The following is a 16581-nucleotide window of genomic DNA, read 5'->3' as shown; positions in this document are numbered from 1 at the left end:
CCCGCCGCCCCGACCGCCCGCCCCGGACGCTGTGGTTGACTGGTCGCAGGTGTGGGAGGGGGAACGGTCGTGCAACTGCCCGGAGTGCTCGGCGAGCCGATCCGGTTCGTGCTGAACTGGGGCCGGCGCTACTCCCTCTGGGTGTTCAACTTCGGCCTGGCCTGCTGCGCCATCGAGTTCATCGCCACCAGCATGGGCCGGCACGACTTCATGCGCCTCGGCGTGATCCCGTTCGCGCACGGGCCCCGGCAGGCCGACCTGATGGTGGTCTCCGGCACGGTCACCGACAAGATGGCCCCGGCGATCAAGCGGCTCTACGACCAGATGCCCGAGCCGAAGTACGTGATCTCCTTCGGCGCCTGCTCCAACTGCGGCGGCCCGTACTGGGACTCGTACTCGGTGACCAAGGGCGTTGACCAGCTCATCCCGGTCGACGTCTACGTGCCGGGCTGCCCGCCCCGCCCGGAGGCGCTGCTGCACGGCATCCTGCGACTCCAGGAGAAGATCGCCGCCGAGGAGGCCGGCCTCGGCGGGGTCAGCCGGCCGGACCGGCTCGCCCCGCCGGTGGACGCCGCGCCCCGCCCGGTGGAATCCCTCACCGCGGCACCGGTACGTCCCCCGGCCGGCTGAGCCGCGGGTGGCGGCCGAGGGCTAGCCTGCGGACCATGACCCAGTCCGCGGACCAGCGCTCCGCCTTCATCGTCGACGTGCTGACCAAGGAGTTCGGCGAGTCGATGGCGCTCGACCCGGCGGCCTTCCGCCGCAAGTTCCGCAAGATGGCCGCCTCCCCGTTCGCCTTCTACCGGGGCAGCGCCGCGCTCTTCTACGCCGACCAGCGCGGCGACTTCGCCAGCGACCGGTTCCTCGACGAGCAGACCAGCCGGGTGTGGATCCACGGCGACCTGCACGCGGAGAACTTCGGCACCTACATGAACGCCTCCGGGCAGCTCGTGTTCAACGTCAACGACTTCGACGAGGCGTACGTCGGGCCGTTCAGCTGGGACCTGAAGCGCTTCGCCGCCAGCGTGGCCCTGATCGGCTACGCCAAGGCGCTCTCCGACAGGGTGATCGGCGAGCTGGTGGCCGGCTTCGCCACGGCGTACCTGACCGAGCTGCGCGCCATCGCCGCCGGTGGGGACGACGCGATCGGCTCGATCACCCTGGAGAACGCCGACGGCGTGCTGCGCCGGGTGCTCCAGGAGGCCCGGCTCAACACCCGGGTCGACCTGCTCTCCACCCAGACCACCATCGACAACTACGAGCGCCGGTTCTCCCTCGGCGACGGCGTCTTCGAGATCGACGACGAGACCCGGGCGAAGGTCTGCGCCGCGTTCCAGGACTACCTGGGCACGCTGCCGGAGGCCACCGCCCGGCTGCGCCCGGTCGAGGCGCAGATCAAGGACGTGGTGCTGCGCAAGGGCGTGGGCATCGGCTCGGCCGGGCTGCCGTCGTACAACCTGCTCCTGGAGGGGCACACCCAGGCGCTGGAGAACGACGTCGTCATCTACATGAAGCAGGCCCAGGTGCCGGCGGTGGCCCGGCACATCGACGACGAGCGGGTCCGGTCGTACTTCCGGCACCAGGGGCACCGCACGGCCGAGTCGCAGCGGGCGTTGCAGGCGCACGCCGACCCGTGGCTGGGCTTCACCGAGCTGGACGGGGCGGGCCAGCTCGTCGCCGAGGTCTCCCCGTACGCGGCCGACCTGGACTGGGCCGACGTGAACGAGCCGGAGGAACTCGGCGGCATCCTCGCCGACCTGGGCCGGGCGGTGGCCCGGATGCACTCGGTCGCCGACGACGAGTCCAGCCACGACCTCGTCGACTACTCCACGGAGGAGTCGATCGTCGCGCAGGTCGACGGCGACCCGGACGGCTTCGTCGACTACCTGGTCGACTTCGCCAACCGGTACGGGCTGCGGGCCCGGGAGGACCACCAGCTCTTCGTGGACCTGTTCCGCAACGGCCGGCTGCCCGGCATCTGAGTTCACGGGTGAGGGGCGGGTCCGCCCGCCCCTCACCCCGCGAAGTCGAGCACCACCTTGATGTCCTCGCCGCCGGTCGCGTACGCCTCGGCGTACCGGTCGACCGGCACCCGGCGGGTGATCAGCGAGTTGAGCCAGGACTGGTCGGCCCGGGCCAGCGCGGCGGCGGCCAGGTCCCAGTGCCGCCGGTTCGCGTTCACCGAGCCGAACACCACGTTGTTCTCCAGCACCAGGGCCCGGTTGAGCGCGCCCGCGTCGAAGTCGATGGTGCGCCCGCCGCTGGACACCCCGGTCAGGCAGACGACCCCGGTCGGCCCGACCTTGCACATCGCGTCGAGCACCACGGCGGGCGCGCCGGTGCACTCGACCACCACGTCCGGCTCGAAGTCCAGCTCGCCCACCGGCGAGGTGTGGTACGTCGCGCCGAGCGAGCGGACCAGGTCCGGCTTCGGTCCGGTGGTGTTGCGGTCCAGCACGTGCACGGAGAGCCCGCGCTGGGTGGCCAGCAGGGCGGCCAGCAGCCCGATCGGCCCGGCCCCGGTGACCAGCACGCTCTGCGGCTGCCACTCGGCCCGGGCGCCGATCCGGTCGATGTGGTCCCACGCCTTCGCCACCACGCTGGCCGGCTCCAGCAGCATCCCGACCGGGGCGAGCACCGGATCCAGCCCGACCGCGAACTTCGGCTGCACCCGCCAGCGGTCCCGGGCGAAGCCGGGCAGCGCCTTGATGCCGTGCTCGGTGTACTGACCGTTGCGGCACATGTCCCACTCGCCGACCGCGCAGTTCGGGCAGGGCAGCGGGTCGGGGTGTCGGACGATCCCGGCCACCAGGTCGCCGGCCTGCAACGTGCCGGTCGGGTCCTCCAGCACCCGGCCCAGTGCCTCGTGCCCGAGCACCAGCCGTTCCTGGCCGGGAGGCGCCTCGCCGTACGCGCCGGCGATGATCTCGTGGTCGGTGCCGCAGATCCCCACCGCGAGCGACTGGACCAGGATCGCGCCCTCCTCGGTGGCGGGCTCCGGCCACTCGTCGGTCAGCCGCAACGAGTCCGGCACCCCTGGGGTCACAGTCACCGCACGCACGGTCCTCATCTTTCCCCGGCGGACCGCGACCCGCCCGGGAAAGCGGCGGATCCGGCCCGGGTGCGCGGGCGGCCCGTCACGGGTGGCGGCCGGCCGCCCTAGGATCAGCGGCATGACTCCGGAAGAGGTCGGCCGGCGGGCGGTCGAGCTGCTCGCGCCCGTCGAGGTCGCCGCGTCGGTCTCCGGCGGTCAGGGGTACGCCCGGGCCACGGTCGACGTACCCCCGTCGAGCTGGCGGGACGCGGTGCGCGCGGTACGCGACGACGCCGACCTGAGCCTCGACTTCTTCGACTGGCTGTCGGCGGTCGACGAGCTGGCCGAGGGCTTCGACGTGGTGGTGCACCTCTGGTCCACCCGGCACCGGCACGGGCTGCTGCTGCGCAGCCGGGTGCCCCGGGAGACCCCGGTGCTCGGCTCGGTGGTCGACGTCTTCCCCGGCGCGGCCTGGCACGAGCGGGAGACGCACGAGATGTTCGGCATCGGCTTCGACGGGCACGGCGAGCTGCGCCCGCTGCTGCTGCCGCCGGAGTTCGAGGGGCACCCGCTGCGCAAGGAGTTCGTGCTCGCCTCCCGGGTCGCCAAGCCCTGGCCCGGCGCGAAGGAGCCCGGCGAGTCGGAGGCCGGCGGCGGTCGCCGGCCGATGCGCCCGCCCGGCGTGCCGGCGCCCGGGGAGTGGGGCACCACCCCGACGCCGGCCGGCGCGGCGGGCGTCGGCGAGGGCCCGCGCGGGGGTACGCCCGCCCGCCCGGCCCGGGAACGTCCGGCCCGCCCGGCTCCCGGCACCCGCCCGGCCCGTCCGGCGGCGGGTGCCCGCCCGGCGGGGCCGGCTCAGGACGGCGGCCCGACAGCGCCGACCGGCGGTGAAGGGCCGCCAGGATCGGCCGGTGGTGGAGGTCCGGCGCGCCCGGCTGCCGCCGGCGGAGGGGCCGCCCGGCCGCTGCCCGGTGAGCGTCCCACCGGGCCGCCCCGGCAGGAGCCCGCCCCGGGCGGCGCGGCCGAGGAGGGGGAAGCCTGATGCCGGACTGGGTGGAGCTGATCCTGCGGGTGGCGGGCGTGCTGGTCGCGTTCCTCACCCTGCCGCTGGTCGTCGGGCAGACCGAGCACAAGGTGATGGCCCACATGCAGGGCCGGCTCGGCCCGATGTACGCGGGCGGTTTCCACGGCTGGGCGCAGCTCGTCGCCGACGGGATCAAGTTCGTGCAGAAGGAGGACGTCACCCCGCGCGACGCGGACCGGCCGGTGTTCCGGCTGGCGCCGGCCGTGGCCCTGGTGCCATACCTGCTGGCCCTGCTGGTGATCCCGCTCGGGCCGGGTGACCTGGTCGGGCAGCCGCTGGACATCGGCCTGTTCTTCGTGCTGGCCGTGGTCGGCATCGGGGTGCTGGCGGTGCTGATGTCGGCCTGGGCCTCGGCCAACAAGTACAGCCTGCTCGGCGGCCTGCGCGGCGCCGCCCAACTGCTCGGCTACGAGCTGCCGCTGGTGCTGGCGGCGGCGTCGGTCGCGATGGCGGCCGGGACGCTCAGCCTCTCCGGCATCGTCGAGGCGTGGCGGCCCTGGTGGCTGATCTGGCAGGCCCCGGCGATGGTGGTCTTCTTCGTCGCCGGGCTGGCCGAGATCCGGCGACCGCCGTTCGACATGCCGGTGGCCGACTCCGAGCTGGTCTTCGGCTACATGACCGAGTACACCGGCCTGCGGTTCGCGTTCTTCCTGCTCGCCGAGTACGTCGGCATCGTGGTGATCGCCGCGCTGACCACCGTGCTCTTCCTGGGCGGCTGGCACGGCCCGTTCGCCGACGCCCAGCTCGGCTGGCTGTGGACCCTGCTCAAGGTCTTCGCGGTCGCCTTCGTCATCATCTGGCTCCGGGTCGCCTACCCGAGGCTGCGCGAGGACCAGCTCCAGCGCCTCTGCTGGCTGGTGCTGGTCCCGCTGGCCCTGGCCCAGCTCGTCCTGACGGTCGCCGTCCGCCTGGCCCTCTGAGGCCCGCCGGCCGGCGGCGCGGTCAGCGCAGGGGCGTGTGGGCGGGGTCGACGCGCTCGGCCGGGGCGGGAGGCGCGGGCGGGGTGCCGTCGCCGAAGGGGCGGCCGCCGAGTTCCTCGCGGCCGTGCGGGGTGAGCCAGTTCGACAGGTCGGGGCCGAGCGGCACCACGCCGGTCGGGTTGATGTCCCGGTGGACCTCGTAGTAGTGCCGCTTGATGTGGTCGAAGTCGATGGTGTCGCCGAAGCCGGGGGTCTGGAACAGGTCCCGGGCGTACGCCCAGAGCACCGGCATCTCGCTCAGCTTCTGCCGGTTGCACTTGAAGTGGCCGTGGTAGACCGGGTCGAACCGGACCAGCGTGGTGAAGAGCCGGACGTCCGCCTCGGTGATCGTGTCGCCCACCAGGTAGCGCTGCCCGGACAGCCGCTCGGTCAACCGGTCCAGCCGGTCGAAGAGCCGGCGGTACGCCTTCTCGTACGCCTCCTGGCTGCCGGCGAAGCCGCACCGGTAGACCCCGTTGTTCACGTCGGCGAAGACCACCGCGTTGACCTCGTCGATCTCGGCGCGCAGCCGCTCCGGGTACAGCTCCGGCGCGCCCGCGCGGTGGTACGCGGTCCACTCCGTCGACAGGTCCAGGCTCATCTGCGCGTAGTCGTTGGTGACCACCTGCCCGGTCGGCACGTCCACCAGCGCCGGCACGGTGATGCCGCGCTCGTACCCGGGGAACCGCGTGAAGTAGGCCTCGGCCAGCCGCTCGATGCCGAGCACCGGGTCCCGGCCGTCCGGGTCGAGGTCGAAGGTCCAGCTCCGCTTGTCGTGGGTCGGGCCGGCCACCGCCATCGAGATGGCGTCCTCCAGCCCGAGCAGCCGGCGGACGATGATCAGCCGGTTCGCCCAGGGGCAGGCCCGGCTGACCGCCAGGCGGTAGCGGCCCGGCTCGACCGGCCAGCCGTCCCGCCCGTCGGCGGTGATCCGGGTGGCGATGTAGCGCTGGTCCCGGGTGAACTCGCCGCCCGGCTCGACGTACTTGCCGCCGGTACGCGCCAGGATCTCGTCGCCGTTGCCGCCCACTGCGCCTCCCGAGGTGTCGTCCCGGTCCCATCATGGTCGCTCCGGCGGCTCCCGGCAGGCCGAGCGCCCACGTCCGTCGCTAGGCTGCCGCGGTGATCGATGTGGAGGCGGCGGCCCGACGCTTCATCGCCGACGTCTGGAACGCCGGCCGGGAGGAGAGCGCGTACGAGCTGGTCGCGGCGGACTGCCCGGGCCTGGGCGGGACCGGACCGGAGGCGGCGCTGGCCTGGCACCGGGACCGGCGGGCGGCCTTCCCTGACCTCCGCTACAAGATCGTCGAGCTGGTGGCGGCCGGCGACCGGGTGGCCGTGCACTGGCGGGCCGCCGGCACCCAGGCCGGTCAGTTCGGTCCGGTGCCGCCCACCAACCGGGTCGTCAGCTATTCGGGGGCGTCGTTCCTGCGCTTCGATGCGGCCGGCCGGATCGTCGACGTGTGGAGCGTGAACGAGCTGTTCCAGGTGCTCCAGCAGCTCGGCGTCGAGATGCTGCCGCCGCTCACCGGCTCCGGGGCGTGATCCGGGCCAGCGGGATGTCCATCTCCCACGGCTCGGGCAGCAGGATGCCGTCGGTCATCCGGGCCTGCTCGACGTAGACCTGCTTGACCGGGTCGAGCTTGTGCGCGTGCACGACGATGCCCGCCTCGGTCTCGATCCGCCAGAAGTAGGGGATGTCCGCCTCCGCGTACAGGGCGGGCTTGAGCACCCGGTCGATGCTCCGCGAGCCCTCGGAGACGATCTCCACGACCAGCAGCACCTCGTTCGCCCGGTACTGCGACGGGTTCCGTACGGACGCGTCCAACTCGGCGACCAGCAGGTCGGGGATGAAGGAGCGGCGGCGGGAGATGCGTACCTCGACGCCCTGGGTGACGTCGAGGTCGGCGGGGCAGGTTTCCTCCAGGGCCGCCATCAGGCGGCCGGCGATGGACTGGTGGAGTCGCGTGGGGGAGGGCGACATGAGCAGGTTTCCGTCCAGGAGCTCGGGGCGGCGACGGCCGTCGTCGGGCAGGCGGTCCAGGTCGTCGGTCGTCCACTCGCCCGGCGGCGGGAACTCGTCGTGCAGCGCGGCGGTCATCGACGGGTCCTTTCCGGTGCGTCGTTCTCCCCAGGACCACGATACCGGCGCAACCGCCGGGTGGTGGTCGCGCGCGCCGGGGGCACAGGGCAGGATGGGCGGCATGAGCGAGCGCAGCGGCGTGCCCGGCGAGGGGTTGGTGAAGGGGCTGGCGGTCACGTTGAAGACGATGACCAAGCGCTCGACCACCCAGCAGTACCCGGACGTCGCCCCCGAGCTGCCGCCCCGCTCCCGGGGCGTGATCGCGCTGCTGGCGGAGAACTGCACGGTCTGCATGCTCTGCGCCCGGGAGTGCCCGGACTGGTGCATCTACATCGACTCGCACAAGGAGGAGGTGGCGGTGCCCGGCGCCGCCCGCCCCCGCCAGCGCAACGTGCTCGACAAGTTCGACATCGACTTCTCGCTCTGCATGTACTGCGGCATCTGCGTCGAGGTCTGCCCCTTCGACGCGCTCTACTGGTCGCCGGAGTTCGAGTACGCCGAGTACGACATCAAGGACCTGCTGCACGACAAGGACCACCTGGGCGAGTGGATGGCCACCGTGCCGCCGCCGCCCGCGCACGACCCGCACGGCGACCCCTCCAAGGAGGAGACCACCGCCGCCCGCAAGGCCGCGGCCCCGGCCGCGCGGCCGACCCCCGCCGGCCCGGCGACCCGGGTACGCCCCGAGCCCGGCGCGGAGCAGGGGGGCAGCCCGTCATGACGGGTGCGGACGTGCTGCTGCTCGCCCTCGGCGCGGTCGCGGTGGGGGCGGGGGCGCTGGTGGTGGGCACCCGGCACCTGGTCCGGGCGGGGCTCTGGCTGGTGGTCTGCCTCGGCGCGCTGGCCGGCGACTACCTGGTGCTCACCGCCGAGCTGGTGGCCTGGGTGCAGGTGCTCATCTACGTGGGCGCGGTGGTGGTGCTGCTGCTCTTCGCGGTGATGCTGACCCGGGCCCCGATCGGGGCCTCCGACGACCTGGACCGGCCCGGCTGGCCGGCCGTGCTGGTCGGTGGCGGCAGCGGCCTGGGGCTGGCGGTGCTGCTGGTCGACGCGTTCCGCTGGTCCCGGGTGGAGCTGCCGGCCGCCGGCACCGCGGAGCGGCTGGGCGAGCAGGTCTTCCGCTCCTGGGTGCTGCCGTTCGAGGTGCTCTCGGTGCTGCTGCTCGCCGCCCTGGTCGGCGCGATCGTGCTGTCCCGCCCCGACATCGGCCGTCCCGGCGCGACGCCGGACGGCGCGCCGGCCACCCCCGGCCGCCCGGTCGCCCCGCGGCCGGGCCCGGCGGCACCCACCGCGGCGACGCCGGCCACCGTGCCGTCCCGTGACGAGGGTGGGCGCGGGTGAGACCGGTCGTCCCGTACGTCACCGCCGCGCTGCTCTTCGGCCTCGGCGCCTACGGCGTGCTGCGCCGGCGCAACGCCGTCCTGGTGCTGATGGCGGTGGAGCTGATGCTCAACGCGGTCAACCTGATCCTGGTCACCGCCGACACCACGGTGCGGGCCCAGCTGCCGCACTCCGGCCAGGTCTTCGCGCTCTTCGTGATCGTGCTGGCGGCCGCCGAGATCGGGGTGGGGCTGGCCATCGTGCTCCAGCTCTACCGGTTGCGGGCCGGCGTCGACGTGGACGACGTGCCGCTGACCGAGCCCGGTGTGCGGGTCCCCACCCGGGGCGACGACGGGCCGGAGGGGGAGAAGTGACCGGACTGCTGGCGGTGGCGCTGCCGGGCGTACCCCTGCTCGCCGGTCTGCTCGGGTTGCTGCTGCCGCCGGCGCCGCGCGGCGCCGGGGAGGAGCGGGCCCGGCGGGCGGCGATCGGGCTCGGCGTGGCGGGCGCGGCGGTCGCGCTGGCGGTGGCGGTGGCGCTGCTGGTCCGGGTGGACGGCCCGGTCGAGGGCGGCACCACCTGGGTCGACTTCGGCGGGCTGACGGTGACCCTCGGCTACCGGCTGGACGGCCCGGCGGTGCTGGTCGGCACGGCGGTGGCCGCGGTGGCCCTGGCCGTGCAGGTCTACTCGATCGGCTATCTGCGTCGCGGCCCGCACGACGACGTCGAGGTGGACCACCGCTACCCGCCGTACGCGGCGCAGATCAGCCTCTTCACCGCCGCGATGCTGACCGTGGTGGTCGCCGGTGACCTGATCCTGCTGCTGGTCGGCTGGGAGGTGATGGGCATCTGCTCGTACCTGCTCATCGCCCATGACCGGCGGCTGCCCGAGGCGCCGGCCGCCGCGACGAAGGCGTTCCTGGTCACCCGGGTGGGTGACGTGGGTTTCCTGCTCGGCATCGCGCTGCTCGGCGTCTCGGCCGGCAGTTTCCGGATCGCGGACGTGCTCGCGCACGACTACTCCACCGGCACGCTGACCGCCGCCTGCCTGCTGCTGCTCGCCGGGGTCGCCGGCAAGAGCGCCCAGTTCCCGCTGCACACCTGGCTGCCGGACGCGATGGCCGGCCCCACCCCGATCTCGGCGCTGATCCACGCGGCCACCATGGTCGCCGCCGGCGTCTACGCGGTGACCCGGCTCTTCCCGCTCTTCGTCCGGGCCCCCGCCGCGCTCGCCGTGCTCGGGGTGCTGGCCGCCGTCACCCTGCTGCTGGGCGCGTTCGCCGCCACCGCCCAGGACGACCTCAAGCGGGTGCTGGCCTGGTCGACGGTCTCCCAGATCGGGTACATGACCGGGGCGCTCGCGGTGGGCGCGCCCTCCGCCGCGCTCTTCCACCTGCTCACCCACGCCGCGTTCAAGGCGCTGCTCTTCCTCGCGGCCGGCGCGGTGATCCACGCGGTCGGCACCACGCTGATGTCCCGGATGGGCGGGCTGCGCGCGGCCATGCCGGTGACCTTCTGGTGCATGGTCATCGGCCTCGGCGCGCTGGCCGGGGTGCCGCCGCTGTCGGGCTTCTGGAGCAAGGACGGCGTGCTCGCCGCCGCCGAGGCCGCCGCGCTGGACGGCGCCGGGCCCGCCCCGGCCTGGGTCGGCTGGCTGGTCTGGCTGGCCGGCCTGCTCGGCGTCGCGGTGACCGCCTGGTACGCGACCCGGCTGCTGCTGCGCACCTTCCTCGGCGAGACCCGCATCCCGCTGGCCCGGCCGCACGACCCGCCGGCGCTGCTGCGCTGGCCGGTCCTGCTGCTCGCGGTGCCCGCCGCGCTGCTCGGCCTGGCCGGGTTCCGGCAGGCCTTCGTCGACCGGTTGGGTGTGCCCTCCGACGTGACCCTGCTGTCGGCGGGCGCGCCCGCGGAGTCCCGGGTCGCCCCCGACCTGGTGCACCTCGGGCCCGGGGTGCTGCTCCCGCTGGTGCTGCTGCTGGTCGGCGCGGGCCTCGCCTGGGCCGGCTGGCGGCGCGACCCGGTCGCCGACCCGGCCCGCTTCCTGGGTCCGCTGCGGCCGGTCCTCGCCCGTGCGTTCCGGCTCGACGACGTCCAGCACGCCCTGGTCGTACGCCCGACCACCGCGCTCGCCCGGGCCGCGCGGGCCGGCGACGAGCGGGGGGTGGACGGGCTGGTCGAGGGGAGCGGCCGGGCGGCGGTGGGGCTCGGCGGCGGACTGGCCGCACTGCACCGGGCGGCGCTGCCCCGGGCGGCGGCCGGCGTGCTGGCCGGCGCGCTGCTGATCGGACTGGCCGTGGCGCTGATCGGAGCGGCGGGATGACCTTCGGACAGTTCCTCCTGGTCGCGGTCCTCGCGCTGCCGGCACTGGGCGCGGTCGCGGCGGCCCTGGTACCGGGCGGCCGGGCCGGCCGGGTGGTCGGCACGGTCGCCGCCGGGGCGACCCTGCTCGCCACGCTGCCGCTGGTCGGCGGCGACCACGGCTGGGTCCGCTACGGTCCGGCCCCGGCCGTGCTGCCCTGGCACGAACTCGACCTGCCGTGGGTGCCCGGCTTGGAGCTGCGTTTCCACCTGGGCGTGGACGGCATCTCCTGGCCGCTGGTGGTGCTGACCGCCCTGCTCACCCTGCTCTGCTGCGGATACTCGCTCTGGCGGGTGCCGGCGGGCGGCAGCGGCCGGGCGCTGGTGGCGCTGCTGCTGGTGGTCGAGGTGGGCATCCTGGGCACCTTCCTCGCCCTCGACCTGGTCCTCTTCTTCCTCTTCTTCGAGGTCGTCCTGCTGCCCATGTACGCGGTCATCGCCGGCTGGGGCGGCGACGACCGGCGGCGGGCGGCCCGCAAGTTCGCCCTCTACACGCTCCTCGGCTCGGTGCTGCTGCTGGTCGGCGTCTTCGTGGTGGTCACCGCGGCCGGCACCGCCGACCTGGTCACGCTGACCGGTGGGGCCGGGCTGTCCCGGGGCACCCAGCTCGCCGCGTTCACCCTGCTGGCGCTCGCCTTCGCGGTGAAGAGCCCGCTCTGGCCGCTGCACTCCTGGCTGCCCGACGCGCACACCCAGGCGCCCACCGTCGGCAGCGTGATCCTCGCCGGGGTGCTGCTCAAGATGGGCACGTACGGGCTGATCCGGGTGGCGGTCGGGGTGGCTCCCGAGGGGGCCCGTTGGGCCGCCCCGGTGCTCGGGGTGCTGGCCGTCGCCGCGATCCTGGTCGGCTCGCTGGTCTGCCTGGCGCAGGACGAGCTGAAGCGGCTGATCGCGTACTCCAGCGTCGGGCACATGGGTTTCGTGCTGCTCGGGGTCGCCACCCTCACCGCCACCGGGCTCCGGGCCGCGCTGATCGGCAACGTGGCGCACGGGGTCATCACCGGGCTGCTCTTCTTCCTGGCCGGGGCGGTCAAGGACCGCACCCGCACCGGCTCGCTGGCCGAGCTGGGCGGGCTGCGGGAGACCGCGCCCCGGCTGGCCGGCCTGCTCGGCTTCGCGGCGGTCGCCTCGCTCGGGCTGCCCGGGCTGGCCGGCTTCTGGGGCGAGGCGTTCGCGGTGGTGGCCGCCGTCCGGCGCGGGGGCGGGCTGTGGACCACGTTGGCCGTGCTGGCCGCGCTGGGCGGGGCGCTGACCGCCGCGTACCTGCTGCGGCTGCTGCGCCGGGTCACCCACGGGCGGCCCGCGCCGGCGGTCGCCCCGCTCACCCCGGGGCTGGCCGGGGCGGAGCTGACCGCGTGGGCGCCGCTGGTGCTGCTGGCGCTGGTGGTCGGGCTGGCCCCGGCGCTGGTCCTGTCGTACGCCGCCGGCCCGGTCGAGGCCCTGCTGGGAGTGGTCACCAAGTGAGCGAGCGAGCCTGTCGTCGACGCCGGGTCGGGGTGCCGGCATGAGCCTGGTGCAGAGCGTGGACCATGTGGCGCTGCTGCCGGCGTACCTGGCGGCGGGCACCGCGGTGCTGGTGCTGCTGGCCGACCTGCTGGTGGCCCGTGCCGGCGTGACGGTGGCGGTGGCCGCGGTCGGTTCGGCGGCCACCGCGCTGGGCGCGACCCTGGCCGGGGCGGGCGGCGAGCGGCGCAGCTTCTGCGTCGGCCCCGACTGCTCCTGGGTGTACGGCGGCCGGGCGGCCCTGGTGGCGGTGGTCTTCGCCCTGCTCACCCTGGGCGTGCTGGCGATCTCCGGGCCGCTGCTGCGCACCGGCCGGACCCCGGTGGGGGAGTACTGCTTCCTGCTCGCCTGCGCCCTGACCGGGGGCGTGGTGCTCGGCGCGGCCGGTGACCTGATCACGCTGATCGTGGCGGTGGAGACGCTCACCCTGCCGCTGTACGTGCTGGTCGGGCTGCGCCGGGCCAGCCGGGCCGGCGCCGAGGCGGCGGTGACCTTCTTCGTGGTCAGCGTGGTGGCCACCACGGTGACCCTGCTCGGCGCGGCCCTGCTCTACGCGGTGACCGGCCGGCTGCACCTGGACGCGCTGGGCGCGACCTTCGCCGCCGGCGCGGACGACCGGCTCGACCTGCCGCTGACCACGGTCGCGGTGGCGCTGGTGGTGGCGGGACTGGCCTTCAAGGTGGCCGCCGTGCCGTTCCACGCCTGGGCGCCGGCCACCTACGACGGTGCGCCGCTGCCGGTGGCCGCGTACCTGTCGACGGCCTCGAAGCTGGGGGGCGTGGTGGCCCTGCTCGCGGTGGTGCAGCGGGCGCTGCCGGCCACCACCACCGGCCCGGTGCTGGCGCTGCTGGCGGTGCTCACCATGACCGTCGGCAACCTGGTGGCGCTGCGCCAGCGGCGGACGGTCCGGCTGCTCGCCTGGTCCTCGGTGGCCCAGGCCGGCTACATCCTCGCCCCGCTGGGCGCGCTGGCGCTGGCCGGTGGGCGCGGCGTCGACGCCCGGGCCGGCGCGTACGCGGCAGCCGTCGCGTACGCCGTCTTCTTCGTGCTGCTGGAGTTGGCCGCCTTCGCGGCGGTGGTGGCGTTGCGGCCGGCGGACGGCGACGGGGGCACCCTGGACGACCTGCGCGGCGCGGCCCGCCGGCACCCGTGGGTGGGGGCGGCCTTCGCGCTGGCCCTGATCGGGCTGGCCGGGCTGCCGCCCGGCCTGGCCGGCCTCTTCGCGAAGGTGACCGTGGTCCGCGCGCTGGTGGCCGGGCACGCCGGCTGGCTGGCCCTGGTGGTGGCGCTGAACGCGGTCGTCGGCCTCGCCTACTACCTGCGGCTGGCCGCCACCCTCTACGCGCCGTCCGGCCCGGCCCCGGCCCGTCCGGCCCGGTCGGTGGTGGTCGCGCTCGGGGTGGCCACCGCGCTGGCCGTGCTGCTCGGGTTCGCCCCGCAGCTGGTGCTGGACGTGGCCGCCCGCTGACCCGCTGGCGGGCCGCCCGCTGAGCCGGCGGTTCCGACCGGTTCGTGCCCCGCTGCCCGACCGGCACAGCGGGCGCACAGGAATCCCCAGCCAACTTTCAGCCATGCAACGGATGGTTGACGGGTACCGGAGTTGTTGAACCGGTCAGCGGGCCCGGCGCGGTCCGCGCACCGAAGGAGCCATCGTGCATCACAACCGTCTGAAGACCGCAGCGCTGCTGGGCCTGCTGACCTCGCTGATCCTCGCGGTCGGCTACTGGTTCGGCGGGAGCGGCGGCCTCGTCGTCGCCGTCGTCGTCTCGTTGCTGATGAACGGCGTCACCTACTTCTTCTCCGACAAGCTCGCGCTGCGCTCGATGCGGGCGCAACCGGTCAGCGAGGCGCAGTTCCCCGAGCTGTACCGGATGGTGCGCGAGCTCTCCACCCAGGCGGGCAAGCCGATGCCACGGCTCTACGTGAGCCCGACGGCGCAGCCCAACGCGTTCGCCACCGGCCGCAACCCGGAGAACGCGGCGGTCTGCGTCACCCAGGGCATCGTCGAGATCCTCGACTACCGCGAGCTGCGCGGCGTGATCGGGCACGAGCTGTCCCACGTCTACAACCGGGACATCCTGATCTCCAGCGTGGCGGCCGGTCTGGCGGGCATCATCACCATGCTGGCCAACATCGCCTGGTTCATCCCGTTGGGCTCCTCGGACGACGAGGACGCCCCGAACCCGCTGGTGCTGCTGCTCACCCTGATCCTCGGCCCGATCGCGGCCACCCTGATCCAGTTGGCGATCAGCCGCAGCCGGGAGTTCCAGGCCGACCAGTCGGGCGCCGAGCTGAGCGGGGACCCGCTCGCGCTCGCCAGCGCCCTCCGCAAGATCCACACGGGTACGCAGCTGCGCCCGCTGCCGCCGCAGGGGCAGCTCACCAGCACCGCCCACCTGATGATCGACAACCCGTTCAAGCGGGGTGGTGGCCTGGCCGCCATGTTCGCCACCCACCCGCCGATGGAGCAGCGGGTGGCCCGGCTGGAGCAGTTGGCCCGCAACAGTGGGCCGGTGCAGTTCCAGCGCTGACCCTTCCCCGCCGCCGCGCCCGCGTCCGTCCCGGACCGGGCGCGGTGGTGTGTCCGGGCACAAACCGTTTCCCCCGGAAACACCCCGGGGTTAGGGTCGAAACGTTTCCCACCCGTTACACCTCTGGAGGTCGGCCGTGGCCGCACTGCGCCAGTACCTGGGCGTCTGGCGGATCCCCGGCGCCCCGCTGCTGCTGATCCTCGGCGTCATCGGCCGGCTCGGCATCGGCATGACGCCGCTGGCGCTGCTGCTGGTCGTCGAGGAGGTCACCGGCCGGTACTCCCTCGCCGCCGTGGCGGGCGGCATCTACGCCCTCGCCGGGGCCGCGCTGAGCCCGGTCGCCGGCCGGATCGCCGACCGGGTCGGCCCCACCCCGGTGCTGCTGGCCACCGCGGTCGCCCACCCGCTCGCCCTCGTCGGGCTGCTCGCCGCGAGCCGGTCCGACGCCGGCAACCTGGCCCTGATCTACCTGGCCGCCGGGGTCGCCGGCGCGACCTACCCGCCGCTCACCGCGGCCATCCGGGGCGCCTGGAACGACCTCACCACCCCCGCCTCCGGCCGCACCCACCTGCGCAACACCGCGCTCGCCGCCGAGACCTCCCTCTTCGAGGTCGTCTTCGTGCTCGGCCCGCTGCTGGTCGCCGCCTTCGTGCTGGTCGCCGACGCCGCCGCGGCGCTGGTCGGAGCCGCCGTGGTCACCCTGGCCGGCACCACCGCGGTCGCGCTCGGCCGGGTGATGCGCGGCTGGCGGCCGCACCCCCGGGAGCACCACGCCAAGGGGCTCGGCCCGCTGCGGGTCGGCGGCTTCCCGGCCCTGCTGCTCTGCGTCGCCAGCATCGGCATCGCGTTCGGCGCCGCCGGCGTGACCGTCCCCGCCTTCGCCGGGAACGCCACCGACGGCGACCCGGAGAGCCTCGCCGGCCTGCTGCTCGCGGTCTGGGGCATCGGCAGCGCCGCCGGTGGTTTCTGGTTCGGGGTACGCAAGCCGGCCGCCAACATGACCCGCCAGTTCGCCTGGCTGCTCGGCGCGGTGGCGGCCAGCTTCGCGGTCTTCGCCGCGATGCCCGGCCCGGTGGCGCTCGGGGTGGCCCTGGTGCTCGGCGGGGCCACCATCGCCCCCGCGCTGACCCTGGAGAACACCCTGGTCGGGCGGATCGCCCCGACCGGCATGCTGAACGAGGCGTACACCTGGGTGGTCACCATGTCGGTGGCGGCGAGCGCCGCCGGCGGCGCGGTGGCCGGCCTGATAGTCGACCACGCGGGCGGCGTGCCGTGGGCCTTCCTCTTCGCCGGCGCGGCGGTCGCGGTCGGGGCCGGTGTGGCCGCGCTCCCCGGTGGCCCGATCAGCCGCGCCGAGGCCCGGGCGGTACGCGCCGAGCACTCCGTCGTCGCCTGACAGTCGCTCAGTCGAGCACCGTCACCTCGTCCACCCCGCCGAGGTGCCGGACCGCGTCCACGACGGGGACCGGATCGGCCCCCGGGGCCATGATCACTTCGGCGATCACCGGCAGGTCCTCCGGCCGGGTCGCCGCCACCACGTCCGGTGCGTCGCAGTAGACCGCGGCGAAGCGCCGCCACTGCTCGGCCCGGGAGACCTGGTCGACGTGGTCGACCGTCCGGATCTCCTTGAGCCGGGCGGTCAGCTCCCGGCGCTGCCCGGCGGTCACGTCCGGGAAGAGGAACACCCGGACGGTCGGCCGGTTTGTGGC

At 74.6% G+C, this 16581-nt stretch carries 16 protein-coding genes and 1 pseudogene; 13 read left to right on the top strand and 4 right to left on the bottom strand.

The features are described 5' to 3' along the window. Positions 1-69 precede the first annotated feature (69 nt). Both GA0070611_RS19360 and GA0070611_RS19355 read left to right on the top strand, forming a co-directional pair. On the top strand, positions 70-630 hold the full coding sequence (locus GA0070611_RS19360) for an NADH-quinone oxidoreductase subunit B (protein WP_091666303.1): 561 nt from the start codon (positions 70-72) through the stop codon (positions 628-630). 35 nt (positions 631-665) lie between these two features. Further along, positions 666-1982: a DUF2252 domain-containing protein gene (locus GA0070611_RS19355; protein WP_091666301.1), complete on the top strand. Its 1317-nt coding sequence runs from the start codon at positions 666-668 to the stop codon at positions 1980-1982. 32 nt (positions 1983-2014) lie between these two features. Here GA0070611_RS19355 and GA0070611_RS19350 read toward each other — a convergent pair whose 3' ends face one another. Then, positions 2015-3061 carry a glucose 1-dehydrogenase gene (locus tag GA0070611_RS19350; protein ID WP_197675742.1) on the bottom strand — a complete coding sequence of 349 codons (1047 nt, stop codon included), beginning with the start codon at positions 3059-3061 and terminating at the stop codon, positions 2015-2017. A 112-nt stretch (positions 3062-3173) separates the two neighbouring features. Here GA0070611_RS19350 and GA0070611_RS31945 point away from each other — a divergent pair. Together GA0070611_RS31945 and nuoH are read left to right on the top strand one after the other, a co-directional pair. Beyond that, a pseudogene (locus GA0070611_RS31945) lies at positions 3174-3770 on the top strand (NADH-quinone oxidoreductase subunit C); the annotation flags it as partial. 305 nt (positions 3771-4075) lie between these two features. Then, complete coding sequence (nuoH, locus tag GA0070611_RS19340) at positions 4076-5038, top strand: NADH-quinone oxidoreductase subunit NuoH (RefSeq protein WP_091666293.1); 963 nt, start codon at positions 4076-4078, stop codon at positions 5036-5038. A 22-nt stretch (positions 5039-5060) separates the two neighbouring features. Here the strand turns inward: nuoH and GA0070611_RS19335 are convergent, their stop codons facing one another. Next, a complete protein-coding gene (locus tag GA0070611_RS19335) occupies positions 5061-6107 on the bottom strand; it encodes a glutathione S-transferase family protein (RefSeq protein WP_091666290.1) in 1047 nt (348 codons plus the stop codon). A gap of 92 nt (positions 6108-6199) precedes the next feature. On the opposite strand from GA0070611_RS19335, the gene GA0070611_RS19330 reads away from it, so the two are divergent. Next, positions 6200-6622 carry an ester cyclase gene (locus GA0070611_RS19330; RefSeq protein ID WP_091666288.1) on the top strand — a complete coding sequence of 141 codons (423 nt, stop codon included), beginning with the start codon at positions 6200-6202 and terminating at the stop codon, positions 6620-6622. Here the strand turns inward: GA0070611_RS19330 and GA0070611_RS19325 are convergent. After that, positions 6603-7178 (bottom strand): Uma2 family endonuclease, encoded by a 576-nt coding sequence (locus GA0070611_RS19325; RefSeq protein WP_091666285.1) that lies wholly within the window; start codon positions 7176-7178, stop codon positions 6603-6605. The genes GA0070611_RS19330 and GA0070611_RS19325 overlap by 20 nt on opposite strands. Before the next feature lie 103 nt (positions 7179-7281). Here GA0070611_RS19325 and GA0070611_RS19320 point away from each other — a divergent pair, with 103 nt between their 5' ends. From GA0070611_RS19320 to GA0070611_RS19285, 8 genes are all read left to right on the top strand, one after another. Continuing rightward, positions 7282-7881, top strand: a complete 600-nt coding sequence (locus GA0070611_RS19320; RefSeq protein ID WP_091666283.1) for a NuoI/complex I 23 kDa subunit family protein — start codon at positions 7282-7284, stop codon at positions 7879-7881. Beyond that, positions 7878-8501, top strand: a complete 624-nt coding sequence (locus GA0070611_RS19315; RefSeq protein ID WP_231921162.1) for an NADH-quinone oxidoreductase subunit J family protein — start codon at positions 7878-7880, stop codon at positions 8499-8501. Before GA0070611_RS19320 ends, GA0070611_RS19315 begins: the two co-directional genes overlap by 4 nt. Next, positions 8498-8854 carry an NADH-quinone oxidoreductase subunit NuoK gene (gene nuoK, locus GA0070611_RS19310; protein ID WP_091666281.1) on the top strand — a complete coding sequence of 119 codons (357 nt, stop codon included), beginning with the start codon at positions 8498-8500 and terminating at the stop codon, positions 8852-8854. Before GA0070611_RS19315 ends, nuoK begins: the two co-directional genes overlap by 4 nt. Then, positions 8851-10800 carry an NADH-quinone oxidoreductase subunit 5 family protein gene (locus GA0070611_RS19305; RefSeq protein ID WP_091666279.1) on the top strand — a complete coding sequence of 650 codons (1950 nt, stop codon included), beginning with the start codon at positions 8851-8853 and terminating at the stop codon, positions 10798-10800. Before nuoK ends, GA0070611_RS19305 begins: the two co-directional genes overlap by 4 nt. After that, a complete protein-coding gene (locus GA0070611_RS19300; protein WP_091666277.1) occupies positions 10797-12302 on the top strand; it encodes a complex I subunit 4 family protein in 1506 nt (501 codons plus the stop codon). Before GA0070611_RS19305 ends, GA0070611_RS19300 begins: the two co-directional genes overlap by 4 nt. A 40-nt stretch (positions 12303-12342) precedes the next feature. Beyond that, complete coding sequence (locus GA0070611_RS19295) at positions 12343-13809, top strand: NADH-quinone oxidoreductase subunit N (protein WP_091666275.1); 1467 nt, start codon at positions 12343-12345, stop codon at positions 13807-13809. Between the two features lie 184 nt (positions 13810-13993). Next, on the top strand, positions 13994-14872 hold the full coding sequence (gene htpX, locus GA0070611_RS19290; RefSeq protein WP_091666272.1) for a zinc metalloprotease HtpX: 879 nt from the start codon (positions 13994-13996) through the stop codon (positions 14870-14872). Positions 14873-15008: 136 nt separating this feature from the next. Beyond that, positions 15009-16268: an MFS transporter gene (locus GA0070611_RS19285; protein ID WP_091666270.1), complete on the top strand. Its 1260-nt coding sequence runs from the start codon at positions 15009-15011 to the stop codon at positions 16266-16268. Between the two features lie 7 nt (positions 16269-16275). Here the strand turns inward: GA0070611_RS19285 and GA0070611_RS19280 are convergent, their stop codons facing one another. Beyond that, complete coding sequence (locus tag GA0070611_RS19280; protein ID WP_091666268.1) at positions 16276-16557, bottom strand: permease-like cell division protein FtsX; 282 nt, start codon at positions 16555-16557, stop codon at positions 16276-16278. Positions 16558-16581: the final 24 nt, after the last annotated feature.

Origin of the sequence: Micromonospora auratinigra, from assembly GCF_900089595.1 — a bacterium.
Taxonomy (GTDB): Bacteria; Actinomycetota; Actinomycetes; order Mycobacteriales; family Micromonosporaceae; genus Micromonospora; species Micromonospora auratinigra.
This window is presented reverse-complemented; position numbering and strand designations above follow the sequence as displayed.

Coding starts and splice junctions, on each gene's coding strand:
- GA0070611_RS19355 (WP_091666301.1), top strand. CDS start 666: ATGACCCAGTCCGCGGACCAGCGCTCCGCCTTCATCGTCGACGTGCTG.
- nuoH (WP_091666293.1), top strand. CDS start 4,076: ATGCCGGACTGGGTGGAGCTGATCCTGCGGGTGGCGGGCGTGCTGGTC.
- GA0070611_RS19325 (WP_091666285.1), bottom strand. CDS start 7,178: ATGACCGCCGCGCTGCACGACGAGTTCCCGCCGCCGGGCGAGTGGACG.
- GA0070611_RS19320 (WP_091666283.1), top strand. CDS start 7,282: ATGAGCGAGCGCAGCGGCGTGCCCGGCGAGGGGTTGGTGAAGGGGCTG.
- GA0070611_RS19315 (WP_231921162.1), top strand. CDS start 7,878: ATGACGGGTGCGGACGTGCTGCTGCTCGCCCTCGGCGCGGTCGCGGTG.
- GA0070611_RS19300 (WP_091666277.1), top strand. CDS start 10,797: ATGACCTTCGGACAGTTCCTCCTGGTCGCGGTCCTCGCGCTGCCGGCA.
- GA0070611_RS19295 (WP_091666275.1), top strand. CDS start 12,343: ATGAGCCTGGTGCAGAGCGTGGACCATGTGGCGCTGCTGCCGGCGTAC.